Consider the following 13,923-nt stretch of genomic DNA (forward strand, 5'->3'; position numbering starts at 1 on the left):
TGCAGAGCATTTGGCGTTTTTGCGTCGGTCTAGATGCTCATTCTTATGCTTGAAGTGGGCGTTGGGCTTTGATGCGCTCTGAGGCGGTGGCTTCAAACTCTTCTTCAGCGGTGACCTTCTCAGGCTTTGGAAGCAGCTTTTGATAGACGACGGTATCGCGCCATTCACCCGCACGCGGTCCGTAGGTCATCTTGGCCAAGTGCTTGTAGGTGCCTACTTCCTCGAAACCGCGAGAAACGTGCAGCTTCACAGAACCTTCGTTTTCAGGGAAGATCCAGGAATGAATGGCCCACATGCCTAGCTCTTGGCAGACCTCGATGAACTTATCCAACAATCCGCTGGCGATTCTCCGGCCGTGGGCCTCGGGGTCAACGTAGATGGAATCTTCCAATACACCGGCAAGAACTGGGCGCTGGGAAATAGGAGCGCCAGAAACCCAGCCGATAACCTTGGATTCGTCGTGCAGTTCCACCGCAACAAATACGGTGTCCATATTTTTGCCGTCGATAAACTCTTCCAGAGTCAAAGGTCGGTGCTCATAAGACGCATTACCTGTTACAAGCCCCTGCTCATAGATGTCCTGGATCTGCGGGTAGTCTTCTGCCCGGAAAGCGCGAATTGCGAAGTTCGACTTTGTCATGCTCCCATTATCCGGATAGGTACCGATTAACGCCACGTGGGCCACTGGAATTCGCTTAAACTCACAAGCAGCACTGCGCCGCTAGTTGTCACTTTCCAGTAGATCTGTGACTAATTCGGCGATTGCTGAACGTTCGGAGCGTTGCAAAGTAATGTGTGCAAAGAGGCTGCGGTCTTTCAGCTTTTCGATGACCGCCTGCACCCCATCATGACGCCCCACCCGCAGATTATCGCGCTGCGCGACATCGTGCGTCAACACAATCCGCGACCCGCGACCGAGGCGCGAGAGTACGGTAAGCAGCACGTTGCGTTCCAAAGACTGGGCTTCATCGACGATGACGAAGCTGTCATGCAACGAACGCCCTCGAATATGGGTTAGGGGTAGTACTTCCAACAGTCCGCGGTCGTGGATTTCTTCAATGACATTGTCGGAAACCAGGCCTTCGAGAGTGTCATAGACGGCCTGTGCCCAGGGGTTCATCTTCTCTGATTCGGAGCCTGGCAGATAGCCTAAGGATTGGCCGCCGACCGCATACATTGGGCGAAAGACCACAATCTTACGGTGTTCTTGACGCTCCAGCACGGCTTCCAGCCCGGCGCACAAAGCCAAAGCAGATTTGCCGGTGCCGGCGCGGCCACCAATAGAAACAATGCCCACCGATGGGTCCGAGAGAAGGTCGAGCGCAATGCGCTGCTCAGCAGAGCGGCCCTGGAGCCCGAAAGCGTTCATATCACCGCGCACGAGCTTCACCGTGCCGTCAGCCATGACCCGCCCCAGCGCGGACTGTTGATTCGCTTGCAGGCTCAAACCGCAGTGCACCGGGAGTTCATCGACAAGCAAGCCCTCATCAGTGACGAGATCATCGATAACGACTTCCCCATCGCTAAAGAGGTCATCAATGACATCAGGAGAGACGTGCACATTGGCCATGCCGGTGTAGCCGGTAAGCACGACGTCTTGCGCGTGGTACTCATCGGCCTCAAGACCGACGGCGCCGGCTTTGACGCGCAGCGGCACGTCTTTTGTCACCAGCACGGTATCGCGACCTTCGTGAGCGAGGTTTAAGGCACACGCCAAGATGCGGTGGTCGCCCTCGGTACCGCGAAAAGCCAACGGCAGCAGGGACTGGTCCTGGTGGTTGAGTTCCACGTGCAGCATGCCCCCGTCCTCATTCGCAGGCACAGGCTGGTCCAGAAAGCCGTGCTTGGAGCGCAGGCTTTCTAAAAGACGAAGAGCTTGGCGGGCGAACCAGCCAAGCTCCGGGTGATGACGTTTTCCTTCCAACTCCGAGATAACAACAACGGGCAGAACCACGTCGTGTTCTGCGAATTTCTTCAGTGCCCACGGATCCGACAGCAACACAGAGGTATCAAGAACATAGGTTTTGGTCTTCTTAGCTGAATCTAGGTGCGCTACCGAATCATAGGAATTCGTTTCTCGAGCTGGATTGTGCGGTGAACAGGTTGTGACGTTTGAATCAAACATGCCTGCAGGGGTCTCCCTTTTCGCTTGGCGGTGTCAGTGTTTAGAGCAAGTGCTCTTCTACCTCCGCCCGCAAACAAGTTCTTGCGAGCTTCTCCGGTTAGAGCCCACCATAAGCATGAGAGATTAAAATTACACGGTTGCAAGATGAACTTTGCGTAAACCATATTCTCAGTGGCTAACCGTGCTTAGCCGCGGCGTCCTTTCCGCGGTTGTGAACTGCGGTTGGGAGACTTCTTGGCGCCCGTTTTGGCTCTTGCACTCCGTCGCACTTGCTTGGCTTTAGCTTTTTCGCGCGCCGTTTTCTTCGGCGCTCCATGCCGTGAGGAATTCAGCGTGCGGCCTTTGGCAATTCCGACGAAGTCCTGAATGGCCTCAGAATCATTTTCTTTCAGCCACACCAGAGCAATTTCGGTTTGCGGTACCTGCGGGTCTTTCAGTTCCAAAGGCACAACTTGTTTCTTCGATAGCACCTTCAGCAGTGGCCGCGGCGCGATGACGATGCCCACATTGGCAGCAACTACCTGCAGGCCAGCGCGGATTTCATCGATGTCGAGGGATGCATCGGGGCCAATGCGATAGTTCAGGTATTCATCAGCAATATCGCGCGGGTCAACCGCCTCCCCTAGCTCAGCAAACACGGAATCTTTCGGTACCGCTACTCCGCGGGCCTCGGTATAAAGCCGCACGATATGGGTGGTGTCTTCGCTAATTCGCTTGTCGATGCCCCCTTGCGGCAACCTCGCCAATGCCACATCGACATCACCTGATAGCAGCGGGCCCAAGGCATCGTCAGCATCGATGGTTTCCAGGCCCCCGTGATCGGTGGCGCGGCGGAAACGCTCGAACCATTTCCCTGGTTCGGTGCCGGTGGCAAAGCTCAATCGCAACATGACAGCTAGCTTAATCGGGGATGTTTCCCATGGTCGAACTTGGTGCTACCGTAGAAATCGTGAACGACAACAATTTGCAACCATCTGGTACCGCTATGCGCCCGCAGACTGCGGCGAAAAAGCTCGGCATCTATCTTCCTGCTGCTCCTTCGGAGTTCCAGGAACGGGCAATTACGCACGCGGAGCTGCGCGATTTGCACACCAATCCCCCGGAGTGGCTCACTGAGCTACGCCGCACCGGCCCGTACCCTCGTCCGGTTGTTGCGCAGAAACTGGGAATTTCAGTTACTGCTCTGAAGAAAAACGACATGGACAAGCCACTTGATGCCGCAGAAATCAAGGAGCTTTTAGAAAACCAGCCGGATTGGCTGCGCGCGGCACGCACCGCTCATGCAGAAGCGCGCACCGAAGGGCAGTCTGCCGATGGTAACGCCACCAAGAGTCAGGATGCCGAAGCAACCGCTCCTGCCGAGGAAGAAGACTTCGTCGAATCCGTGGAGAAGTCCCTAGCGGAAAGCGAAGCTGCTATCGAAGAAGCTTCCGATGACGCTGAAGATTCAGAGGATGCGGATAAGCAGTAACTGCGCTGCGCTAGAACGCTTTCCTTGGTGAGGCACTTTGTGCCACGCACAATTAAGAAAAGGTCAGACCCTGGAATTTCCGGGGTCTGACCTTTTACTGTTTAGAGCTGTCGACGGTCTGGTTTAGACGATCTTCCAGTCTTCCAAGCCCTCGTAGAGTGGGAACTGCTCAGCAAGCTTGTCCACGCGTGCGCGCAGCTTCTGGGTATCGGCGTTCTTGCCATCGGTAAGCGCGGTGCCGATGATGTCTGCCACCTCGGTGAATGCTTCTGCATCCAGGCCGCGGGTAGCCAGAGCGGAAGTACCGATACGCAGACCAGAGGTCACCATTGGTGGACGTGGATCGTTTGGAACCGCGTTGCGGTTAACGGTGATGCCGACCTCGTGCAGGAGGTCTTCTGCCTGCTGGCCATCCATCTCAGAATTGCGCAGGTCCGCAAGAACCAAGTGCACGTCGGTGCCGCCAGTGAGAACGTCAACGCCTGCTGCCTTTGCCTCAGGAGTGGTCAAGCGCTCAGCAAGAATCTTCGCGCCTTCCAGAGTACGGACCTGACGGTCACGGAATTCTTCGGAAGCAGCAACCTTCATGGCAATTGCCTTCGCTGCAACCACATGCATCAAAGGGCCACCCTGCTGGCCTGGGAAGACTGCAGAGTTGAGCTTCTTAGCGTAGTCCTGCTTAGCCAGGATCATGCCGGAGCGAGGACCGCCCAGGGTCTTGTGCACGGTGGTGGAAACAATATCAGAGTGTGGAACTGGATTTGGGTACAGATCAGCGGCAACGAGACCAGCAAAGTGTGCCATATCGGTCCACAGGTAAGCCCCCACTTCATCCGCGATGGAACGGTATGCTTCAAAATCCAGAGTGCGTGGGTATGCAGACCAGCCAGCGATGATGACCTGTGGCTTTTCTGCAATAGCCTGCTCACGCAGCTTGTCCATGTCGATACGGTTGGTTTCTGCATCGACTTCGTAGGCAGCTACTTCGTAGAGCTTGCCGGAGAAGTTCAGCTTCATGCCGTGGGTCAGGTGACCACCGTGAGCCAAAGAAAGGCCCAAGATCTTATCGCCTGGGTTGATAAGAGAAGCAAGGACGGCAGCGTTTGCCTGTGCACCGGAGTGTGGCTGTACGTTGGCAAACTCAGCGCCGAACAGAGCCTTAGCGCGGTCACGCGCCAGATCTTCGACGATATCGACGTGCTCACATCCACCGTAGTAGCGGCGACCTGGGTAGCCCTCTGCGTACTTGTTGGTAAGGACGGAACCCTGTGCCTGCAAGACTGCACGAGGAACAAAGTTCTCCGACGCAATCATCTCCAGGGTATCGCGCTGACGAGCAATTTCACCGTTAATTGCTGCATAGACCTCTGGGTCTAAGTCACGCATTTCCTGGTACTGAGCATCGGAAGAATTCTGGGTAGTCATGTGACTATATATTCCCTTCGTCGAAGTGGGGATGAAGCAATACATCACACATGATAGCTAAGGTTGGGCTAGTTTAAAGAACTTAGCGCGATTAAAATAACTTCCGCCCTGCCCTACGACCGGTTAATTCCGGGTTAATTTCTTCGTAACCTGCTGTAGTGACACAATAGAGCCCATGGCGCGGAACTCCGATTTAAGCCCCTACCTTGATTTCGACCGCGATACCTGGCGTGGACTGCGTAAGTCCATGCCGCAGGTATTGACTGAATCCGAAGTGAAGAAGCTCGCGGGCATTGGTGAAAACATCAACCTCGAAGAGGTGGCTGATGTCTATCTTCCGCTTTCCCGTCTCATCCACATGCAGGTCGCAGCGCGGCAAGCACTAACTCAGGCAACAGAACAATTCCTGGGAAACCCGCCCAGCCACGTGCCTTTTGTCATCGGTGTCGCAGGTTCTGTCGCGGTAGGAAAATCCACGACAGCACGTTTGCTGCAAGTTCTACTAGAGCGCTGGGACACTCACCCGAAGGTCGACTTGGTCACGACCGACGGATTCTTATACCCCACCCGGATCTTGCAAGAGCGCGGTTTGATGTCGCGCAAAGGCTTCCCAGAATCTTATGACCGCCGCGCGTTAATGCGCTTTGTCACCGACGTTAAATCAGGAAAAGAAGTCGTCCGCGCTCCCCTGTACTCACACGTGTCTTATGACATTGTGCCCAATGAGTACCAGATGGTTCACCAGCCCGATATTTTAATCCTCGAAGGCCTCAACGTTTTACAAACCGGGCCAACGCTGATGATTTCAGATCTCTTTGATTTCTCGGTGTATGTGGATGCGCGGGTGGAAACCATCGAAAAGTGGTACATCAACCGCTTCCTCGGCTTGCGCCATACTGCCTTCCGTGAGCCCGGCGCACACTTTGCCGCTTATGCCGATATGAATGATGAACAGGCTTTTAATCAGGCCCGCGAAATTTGGCAATCAATCAACTTGCCGAATCTGGTAGAGAATATTCTTCCTACCCGCGTGCGCGCATCATTGGTGCTACGCAAAGGCGAGGATCACACGGTGGAAAAAGTCCGCATGCGCAAGCTTTAGCTTTCACCTTTCGCCCAAGCGACGACCGGTTCAAGCTCATTCAAATCCACGCGGTCGATGTCCTTTTTGAATGAATCAATCATGGACTGGTCATTGTCACTGCGCAGAGCACGGGGTTTGAGCTTTAAGGCTTGAATAATGCCCCTCATCACCCTCATGTGCGCGGAGGATAGCTCAGAATAGTTCAACCGCCCAGGCAGATAAAAGCGCACGATGTCATCACCGACTTGAGCGGCCAAGCTATCATCCTTGCGGGCTTTTTGAATAAGAGTCATTCCCACGCAACAGATTGCTGTAGGGCGTCCAGCTTTGTGCGCGGCAAGCGCTGCTTCCGCCCCGGGCACACGCGGGCCATGGATGTAGGAAAAGACCACCACTGGCCCCTCACCTGCTTCCAATTCAGTCTGCAAAGCAAGTGAGTCATCCCAGGTGGCAGGGGCGACATCGAGAAGCGCAGCGAAAGCCTCAGCATATAGCTTGCTGGAACCATACTGGGGTTGATACAACACCTGAACCATCGGTGGCTCCCCTCACTATTTACCAAACCGGCGGGAGCGCTGCGAATAATCCCGCAAGGCGCGCAAGAAGTCGATCCGGCGAAACGCGGGCCAGTAGGTATCAGTAAACCAAATCTCCGAATAGGCAGCCTGCCACAGCAAAAATCCCGAAAGCCGCTGCTCACCAGAGGTGCGGATAACCAAGTCTGGGTCAGGCAGTCCTTTGGTGTACAGGTGCTTGGAAATTGAGTCCACGGTGATGCACTCAACCAGTTCTCCTGGCGTCGCGCCTGCGTCGACTTCTTTTTTCAGCATCGCTTGCACCGCGTCAACGATTTCTTGGCGTCCGCCGTAACCAACGGCGATGTTGACGATAATCCCATCATTGCCCTCTGTGTCTGCCGCAGCAGAGGACATCTTCTGCGAGACTTCGTCAGGTAACAAATCCAGGTGGCCCACGAGCCGAACTTGGCAATTCAGATCGCCGTGGCTTAGGTGGTCGACAACTTCAGTGATGATGTCGAATAACAGGTTGACTTCATCTGCAGAGCGCTTCAGGTTTTCAGTCGAGAGCAGGTAGATGGTCACTACTTCGACTTCAGTATCAGCGCACCAGGACACCATTTCGCTAATCTTCTTCGCGCCTTGACGGTGCCCGTGGCTGATATCTTCAAAGCCCGCTTCGCGTGCCCAGCGGCGGTTGCCATCAGCCATCACAGCGACGTGTTTAGGCTGGGGCTTACCTTTAAGCTCAGAAATCAGACGGGCTTCATAAGCTGGGTACAGCAATGCGGGAAGAAGTTTCACACCTGCATTCTATCGTGTTGCACGGCGGGCACGAACCGCAGCCGCCAACTCGGCCAAAAGCTCCACGGTGTCATCGATATCCATGCAGGCATCGGTGATGGATTGGCCGTATTTCAGGCCGTCAATGCCCAATTTATCGAGCGATTGCGCGCCACCTTCCAGGAAGGATTCCATCATGATGCCGGCGATGTTTTCATTGCCAGAAGCAATTTGCTTAGCGATGCCCCGTGCCACCTCCACCTGGCGCACATGATCCTTGCCCGAATTCGCATGGGAGGCATCAATCATCAAGCGTGCATCTTTGCCCAACTTCTCAGTTACTTCGGCAACCGATTGCTCATCCCAGTTCGGCCCGTGCGATCCGCCGCGTAAAATGATGTGGCAGTGCGGGTTACCGGCAGTTTCTACCACCGACGGTTGACCGTCGTCAGAGGTGCCAAAGAAGAAGTGCGGTGCTGCTGCCGACGATGCCGCGTGGATTGCAACATCGACGTTGCCATCCGTGCCATTTTTGAAGCCAATCGGCATGGACATTCCAGACGCTAGCTGTCGATGCACCTGGGATTCAGTGGTGCGAGCACCAATCGCGCCCCAGGCCACGGCATCTGCGTAGTACTGCGGGGAGTTTGGTTCCAAGAATTCGCAGGCTGCGGGCAAGTCTAAGTTGACGATATCTGTCAGCACCTTGCGCGCGGTGCGCAGGCCAGAAGGAATGTCGAAGGACTGGTCAAGATGTGGGTCATTGATTAGCCCCTTCCAGCCCACGGTGGTGCGTGGCTTTTCAAAGTACACGCGCATAACAATCTTCAGATCCTCATCCAGCGCGCGAGCCAACGGCGACAAGCGGTTGGCGTAATCAAGAGCTGCGACTGGGTCGTGAATGGAGCACGGGCCGACTACGACAACGAGGCGATCATCTTCACCGTCGAAAATCTCGGCAATCTCTTGGCGGTCTTGTTCTACCTTCGCCGCTTGCTTTTCACTCAGCGGCGACTCTGCTTGAAGTTCAGCCGGACTTGGCAAGTGGTGAAAAGCCTTAACGCGACGGTTGGAGGTTGAGGCCGGGGTTTGTAAAGAGACTGGCTGCGACATGGGATGAAACTTCCTTATGGCTAAATAATTGGATGTGGTGCCATTTGCCTGCGAGGGAAGTTATCAATTGCTTTGTCCTCACCCCGAGGCAAAATAAAAAGCAGCTCTTCATCTAAAAGGCTGCTTGGCTCCGGGGTGGAAAGTGCGTTGGCGTTCGTTAGTGTGTGGCGCTACTTTGCGTTAGCACGACAACAACAAGACGCCGGATAGCCCCGGAGCCTTGTCATAATAAAATCGGTTAACGAACATGAGCGAAACTCTAGCACACTTTCTTGACGAACGTGCGAGTTTTGCACAACTCGCACGTCACGCTCTAAATCTACGCCCAAAATCTACGACCGAAATTCTTTCAAGGATTTCGCTAGAACTTGGATTTCTTGCGGTAGTCGTACAGACCCGCTTCTTTCATCGCCTGATCCAAAGCTTCTTGGTCGAAAGGATCGATGCCATGGGCTTCGGCGAACAGGGTGCGGCGGCGGAAGCGTGAGTGACGGCGGTGGAAGAACCAGCCTGCCATCAACACAGCGATGAGTAACAGAACCAGCACCAACAAGCCGATGGGCGAGGACTTACCGAACTCCGGGCCGACTGGACCGTCTTGGCTCCCCTGCGCGAAGTACAACACGTCAGCGGTAATATTGTGCATTAAATAAGTCATTAGTTATTCGCCTCTCCCAGCGATTTGTCAATCCCCGGTACACCAGCCAGCATGTCGTTTTCTGGCAAGGAAGTTGATACCCGAGTCTGCGCCAATTCAAATTCTTCCGTCGGCCACAAACGTGCCTGCGTAGCTACCGAGGTGGCTAAGAACGCACCTGCCGGATCAATCTGCGTAGCATGTGCGCGCAGGGCATCTTCACGGTTCTGGAAATAATCAGCGCACTCGATCTGAGTGGTAACGCGCGACATGATATCGCCAAAGGATGCGTCCCAACGCGCCATCATTGGCGTATACGGGCTGGTGCGCCCCTGCTCTAACAGTTCGTTGTGGAATAGCTCCATGCGCTGATAAACAAAGCCATGCGAGTAATACAGCTTCAGTGGAGTCCACGCTTCGCCGAGCTCGGGCTTGTAGCCAGCGTCTCCGGCCTTTTCCCAGGCAATCATGCTGGCGCGGTGCACCATTAAGTGATCTGGGTGCGGGTAGCCACCATTTTCGTCATAAGTAATGATTACGTGCGGCTGAAATTCGCGAATAACCTGAATGAACTTGTCCGCGACTTCGTCATCAGGAGCTTGCGCAAAGCAATCTTCCGGCACGAATTGGCGCACTACATCAGGATCTTTAGCCTTATTTTGTTTAGCTAATTCCTGCGGCAAACCGGAGTCAATATAGCCCAGCCACTCGTGCTGTACGCCCAGCGCGCGAGCAGCTTTGGCCATTTCTTCATGACGGATATTGGTCATGTTTTCTTTCACGCCAGGCTTATCCATCGCCGGGTTGATGATGTCGCCGCGCTCGCCACCGGTGCAGGTTAATACCAGCACCTCGTGGCCTTCGGCCGCATACTTTGCCGTTGTCGCCGCACCCTTGGAAGATTCATCATCCGGATGTGCGTGAATGGCTAAAATGCGCCCAGTATTCAAAGCGTTCATCATTTCCTTATATTCACTCGACGATTAAACTATCTGCCTATCTTAGGGCATGATTCGGCATTTGCTGAAAGCACGCTAGACTAGCTGTTTATGAGCACTGCTGGACGTCAGCCCAATCAAAATTCCCAAGTAACACAACGCAATCGGGGCGCAAGATATTCCGAACGTACAGATCATGGACGTGTCCGGTCCGGAGACCTCACCAGCAAGGCAGTAGTTGCCATTTTTGTGGCGATTATCGTCGTCGGCATCTTCTTTGGCTTTAAGTATTTTGAAAGCCGCGATCAGATTAACGCGCAGATCCACTACATCTCCCATGAAGAGATTGATGAGGATACCTTTGGTGTTTGGGTTGATGTCACCCGCAACCGTCCGGACGAACCGGCATATTGCATCGTCCAGGCATATGACTTCTCTAAGGCTGAGGTTGGCCGTCGCGAATTCGCTTTAGCTGCTGATGGCCGCGAAAATGTGCGGGCATTCGTTGAAATTCCGATCACTGCGCAGGCAGTCGCTGGCGATGCGTACGGATGCTCAAGCACGATGCCACCCTACTTGGACACCGAGCACACGATTTACGAGTAGCCGAGGCCAAGAAAGGTCTGCGGTTGTGCTAAAATTCGTGCCCAGTAATATCCTTGAGTTGGCAGTTCGGTCCTAATAATTATTATTGGAGTATTTTGGGGCCGACTATTTCTATGCCAAGGTGATGCGGCAAGCTTTCTCAGGCATTCCACATGCCAAGGCAACGGGCCACGGCCTATATACTCTAGGTATAAAACAAGCTATGACAAGGAAGGTCGAAAGTATGGCAGACCAAAAGCAATACATCACTCCAGAGACGAAGGCGAAGCTCGAGGCTGAGCTGCAGATGCTCATTGACCGTCGCCCTGAGGTTGCAGCGGAGATTAACGAGCGCCGTGAAGAAGGCGACCTCAAGGAGAACGCTGGCTACGACGCTGCGCGTGAGATGCAGGACCAAGAAGAGGCCCGCATCAAGCAAATCTCCGAGGTTTTGGCTAATGCCACCACTGAGCGCGAAGGTATTCAGGACGGCGTTGCGGCTATCGGCTCCGTTGTTCACGTTTACTACAACGGCGACGAAGACGATAAGGAAACCTTCCTCATCGGTACGCGTGCTGCAGCTTCCGACAACAAAGACTTGGAGACTTACTCCGAGCAGTCTCCTCTCGGCGCAGCTATCTTGGGCGCGCAAGAAGGAGAGACTCGCGAGTACACCGCACCAAACGGCAAGGTCCTTTCAGTCACCATCATCTCTGCCAACCCATACGATTCCGCAAAGGCTGCGACTCCACGCAGCTCTTAATCGCTGTTTCCTGCTAGCTTCACCCTGACTTGAGAAAGATTCCCATGAAGAAGTTTTCCCGTATCTCCGCCCTGGGCCTAACTGCCGCCGCTGCTTTCGCTATCGTTGCATGCTCCCCTCCAGGAGAGGTCGACTCTGATGTCAAGATCGACAATGCTTCGACCTTTGAGAACCAGAGCTCCCCTTCCTCGAGCGCTGAGTCCACTTCGGCAGAGCCTTCCGCTACTGATGCGGCTGCTGCAGGCGAACAGGCGCAGTTCATTGATTGTGTTGCGGCACCAGTCACCGAACCAACTTCGATCAGCTTGGACTGCACCACCAACAGCGACATGATCACTGAGATCACCTGGGAGTCTTGGGAAGCTGAGACCGCTGAAGGTACCGGCACCCGTGGTGAGGACGAAGTAGCAGTCGTCCTGTCCCAGCCAACGCAGACCGAAAGTGGCCTTGCTTTCACCCAAATTGAGGTTGATGGAGAAGTCGTCACTCCATAGCTTTCATAGCTTTTCGACGAACATAGCGCCTTCCATTACCGCCCCATCTCTTTGGAGATTCGGCGGATAGTTGGAAGGCGCTTTTGTTATATGATGCGCTTAGCTAGACGGATAAGCCAATACGGTGGGACGGAAGATACCGACGCTGTAGCTAAAAGCTTCTTCCCTTTGGTCTGCCTGACAAAGGTGTGGCCAGCTTTTGTTCTCACACAGAATCCCATTACGTTGTTAGCAGTTCCGTTTGAGGGAACCGTAGATTCATAGCCTAGTCCCTGTTTCAGGGGTAGGTAGTGTTTGTTCCGTTCCTTCTTTCCTTTCGGGGAGATGGAACTAGTCGCTGGCTTTGGTATGGCTTGTTGTTGTCCCTGTCTGAAAATGATCCGGGGGGTGATGCCGCCAAAGGCAGTGACATACTCCCAACTGCTAATAGGAACCTGACCCGCACAATCTGGTGTGAGGTCTCAAAGTAATGTGGATGCCAGCGTGAAGTATGTCCGACCACCAGCGATGAAATGACCCAAATTCGTTTTCTATCGCTAGGAGGTTCAAAGATGACATACGACTATGTCATCGGCATGGACGTCGGCAAGTACTTCCACCACGCTTGCGTCCTCGATTCCAGCGGCCACCAGGCCCTATCCAAACGCATCAACCAACACGAGCAATCTCTTCGCAAACTCTTTGGCGCCTATGCAACAAAAGCAACGAAGACTCTGGTCGTCGTGGATCAGCCGAATAATATCGGTCGTCTGACCGTGGCAGTAGCTCAGGACATCGGAATTGATGTCCGCTATCTCCCCGGACTAGCCATGCGCCAGCTATCACGCATTCATGCCGGTAATGCAAAGACAGACGTCCGTGATGCCTACATCATTGCCTATGCCGGAAAGAATCTTCCAGAATCACTAAGAAACGTCGACCGAGTCGAAGAAGCATTTATCCAGCTCAAGGTACTCAACGGCATCGACGAAGACCTTGCCAGATCCTATACACGGCTTATCAACCAGATCCGTTCAGCACTAGTCGGCACATATCCAGCATTTGAGCACGTACTGCGTGGACAAATGATTCACCGCAAATGGATACTCCACTTATTAGCCAAATACGGCGGTCCCACCAAAATCAAGCGGCTAGGCAAGGCACGAGTCAACACGTTCGCGCGCAAGCACCGAGCACGCAATCCGGAGCCTATTACTGACGCAATGTTTACAGCCATCGCCGGGCAGTCAGTCCAGATAGCAGGAGCTGAATACGCAGAGCTAGGCGTGGCAATGTCTGCCAAAGATGCCTTACTCAAACTCGAGCATCGTAAAGAAATCGAAGCCCAAGTCATCGAACTCATCGAAGAAATCCCCCAAACACAACTCCTGTTGTCAATGCCAGGAATAGGCCCCAGGTCAGCTGCGCAAATACTGATGACGGTCGGAGATATGTCCGATTTTCCTACCGCGGGTCATCTGGCGTCCTACGCGGGACTTTCACCTAAGACGAACCAGTCCGGAACATCAATTATGTCCAACTCGTTAAATCGGGCTGGAAACAAGAAATTAAAGAACGCCCTATGGCAATCGTCTTTTGCATCGATCAGATTCCACGAGCGTTCACGACAATTCTACGAACGAAAACGCAGCGAAGGCAAAAGGCATAACGCAGCTGTCGTCGCCCTAGCGCGTCGACGACTCAACGTCTTATTCGCCATGATGAGAAACAACGAATTTTACCGCGAGCCCCAGACGGAGGTCACTGCCGCCTAAAGACACCTTCACCCGCAAAGCCGATGGGGATTTCCCAATCGGCTACTTCCTATGCCCGAAAACAACACCAAGAAAGCAAAATAAGGCTCCCTAGTTGCCCCTGTAATCCCCACCCGCGAGGTTGACAAGACTATAGGAACACCCCCCCGATCTGCGTGCTCCAAGCATTAGCAACGCTTGAAGCAATTTCACTGTTAGCGGACAAAGGGAACGGCCGGTACCCGTGCATCCAG

Annotated in this window: 14 protein-coding genes and 1 pseudogene; 6 read left to right on the plus strand and 9 right to left on the minus strand. The window is 53.9% G+C overall.

Annotated elements, in window-relative coordinates:
• Positions 1-43: 43 nt before the first annotated feature.
• From CSTAT_RS08730 to CSTAT_RS08740, 3 genes are all read right to left on the minus strand, one after another.
• Positions 44-640 carry a GNAT family N-acetyltransferase gene (locus CSTAT_RS08730; protein ID WP_075723131.1) on the minus strand — a complete coding sequence of 199 codons (597 nt, stop codon included), beginning with the start codon at positions 638-640 and terminating at the stop codon, positions 44-46.
• 81 nt (positions 641-721) lie between these two features.
• The gene (locus tag CSTAT_RS08735; RefSeq protein ID WP_066795127.1) at positions 722-2,125 is read right to left on the minus strand and encodes a PhoH family protein; all 1,404 of its coding nucleotides are present in this window, start codon (positions 2,123-2,125) and stop codon (positions 722-724) included.
• Between the two features lie 185 nt (positions 2,126-2,310).
• Positions 2,311-3,015, minus strand: coding sequence for a LysR family transcriptional regulator substrate-binding protein (locus tag CSTAT_RS08740; RefSeq protein ID WP_075723132.1), 705 nt, complete (start codon positions 3,013-3,015; stop codon positions 2,311-2,313).
• A 29-nt stretch (positions 3,016-3,044) separates the two neighbouring features.
• Between CSTAT_RS08740 and CSTAT_RS13845 the strand changes: the two are divergent.
• A pseudogene (locus CSTAT_RS13845) lies at positions 3,045-3,425 on the plus strand (DUF5997 family protein); the annotation flags it as partial.
• Between the two features lie 294 nt (positions 3,426-3,719).
• On the opposite strand, the gene glyA reads toward CSTAT_RS13845, so the two are convergent.
• Positions 3,720-5,021 carry a serine hydroxymethyltransferase gene (gene glyA / locus CSTAT_RS08750; RefSeq protein ID WP_066795134.1) on the minus strand — a complete coding sequence of 434 codons (1,302 nt, stop codon included), beginning with the start codon at positions 5,019-5,021 and terminating at the stop codon, positions 3,720-3,722.
• 175 nt (positions 5,022-5,196) lie between these two features.
• Here glyA and coaA point away from each other — a divergent pair, with 175 nt between their 5' ends.
• The gene (coaA, locus tag CSTAT_RS08755) at positions 5,197-6,123 is read left to right on the plus strand and encodes a type I pantothenate kinase (RefSeq protein WP_066795142.1); all 927 of its coding nucleotides are present in this window, start codon (positions 5,197-5,199) and stop codon (positions 6,121-6,123) included.
• On the opposite strand, the gene CSTAT_RS08760 is transcribed toward coaA, so the two are convergent.
• From CSTAT_RS08760 to mca, 5 genes are all read right to left on the minus strand, one after another.
• Complete coding sequence (locus CSTAT_RS08760) at positions 6,120-6,641, minus strand: NADPH-dependent FMN reductase family protein (RefSeq protein WP_075723133.1); 522 nt, start codon at positions 6,639-6,641, stop codon at positions 6,120-6,122. The two genes, coaA and CSTAT_RS08760, sit on opposite strands and share 4 nt — an antisense overlap.
• A 15-nt stretch (positions 6,642-6,656) precedes the next feature.
• Positions 6,657-7,427, minus strand: a complete 771-nt coding sequence (locus tag CSTAT_RS08765) for an isoprenyl transferase (RefSeq protein WP_066795147.1) — start codon at positions 7,425-7,427, stop codon at positions 6,657-6,659.
• 9 nt (positions 7,428-7,436) lie between these two features.
• A complete protein-coding gene (locus tag CSTAT_RS08770) occupies positions 7,437-8,519 on the minus strand; it encodes a 3-deoxy-7-phosphoheptulonate synthase (protein WP_075723134.1) in 1,083 nt (360 codons plus the stop codon).
• A 361-nt stretch (positions 8,520-8,880) separates the two neighbouring features.
• Positions 8,881-9,177, minus strand: coding sequence for a hypothetical protein (locus CSTAT_RS08775; protein WP_228385241.1), 297 nt, complete (start codon positions 9,175-9,177; stop codon positions 8,881-8,883).
• Positions 9,177-10,118, minus strand: a complete 942-nt coding sequence (gene mca / locus CSTAT_RS08780) for a mycothiol conjugate amidase Mca (protein ID WP_376783853.1) — start codon at positions 10,116-10,118, stop codon at positions 9,177-9,179. Before mca ends, CSTAT_RS08775 begins: the two co-directional genes overlap by 1 nt.
• 87 nt (positions 10,119-10,205) lie before the next feature.
• Between mca and CSTAT_RS08785 the strand changes: the two genes are divergently transcribed.
• From CSTAT_RS08785 to CSTAT_RS08805, 4 genes are all read left to right on the plus strand, one after another.
• Complete coding sequence (locus CSTAT_RS08785) at positions 10,206-10,700, plus strand: DUF4307 domain-containing protein (RefSeq protein ID WP_066795151.1); 495 nt, start codon at positions 10,206-10,208, stop codon at positions 10,698-10,700.
• Positions 10,701-10,923: 223 nt separating this feature from the next.
• Entirely contained in the window at positions 10,924-11,442 is a 519-nt protein-coding gene (gene greA, locus CSTAT_RS08790) for a transcription elongation factor GreA (protein WP_066795154.1), read from the plus strand.
• A 44-nt stretch (positions 11,443-11,486) separates the two neighbouring features.
• Entirely contained in the window at positions 11,487-11,936 is a 450-nt protein-coding gene (locus tag CSTAT_RS08795; protein ID WP_066795157.1) for a hypothetical protein, read from the plus strand.
• A gap of 551 nt (positions 11,937-12,487) precedes the next feature.
• A complete protein-coding gene (locus CSTAT_RS08805) occupies positions 12,488-13,690 on the plus strand; it encodes an IS110 family RNA-guided transposase (protein ID WP_075722073.1) in 1,203 nt (400 codons plus the stop codon).
• Positions 13,691-13,923 lie beyond the last annotated feature (233 nt).

Origin of the sequence: Corynebacterium stationis, from assembly GCF_001941345.1 — a bacterium.
In the GTDB taxonomy this organism is placed as follows: domain Bacteria; phylum Actinomycetota; class Actinomycetes; order Mycobacteriales; family Mycobacteriaceae; genus Corynebacterium; species Corynebacterium stationis.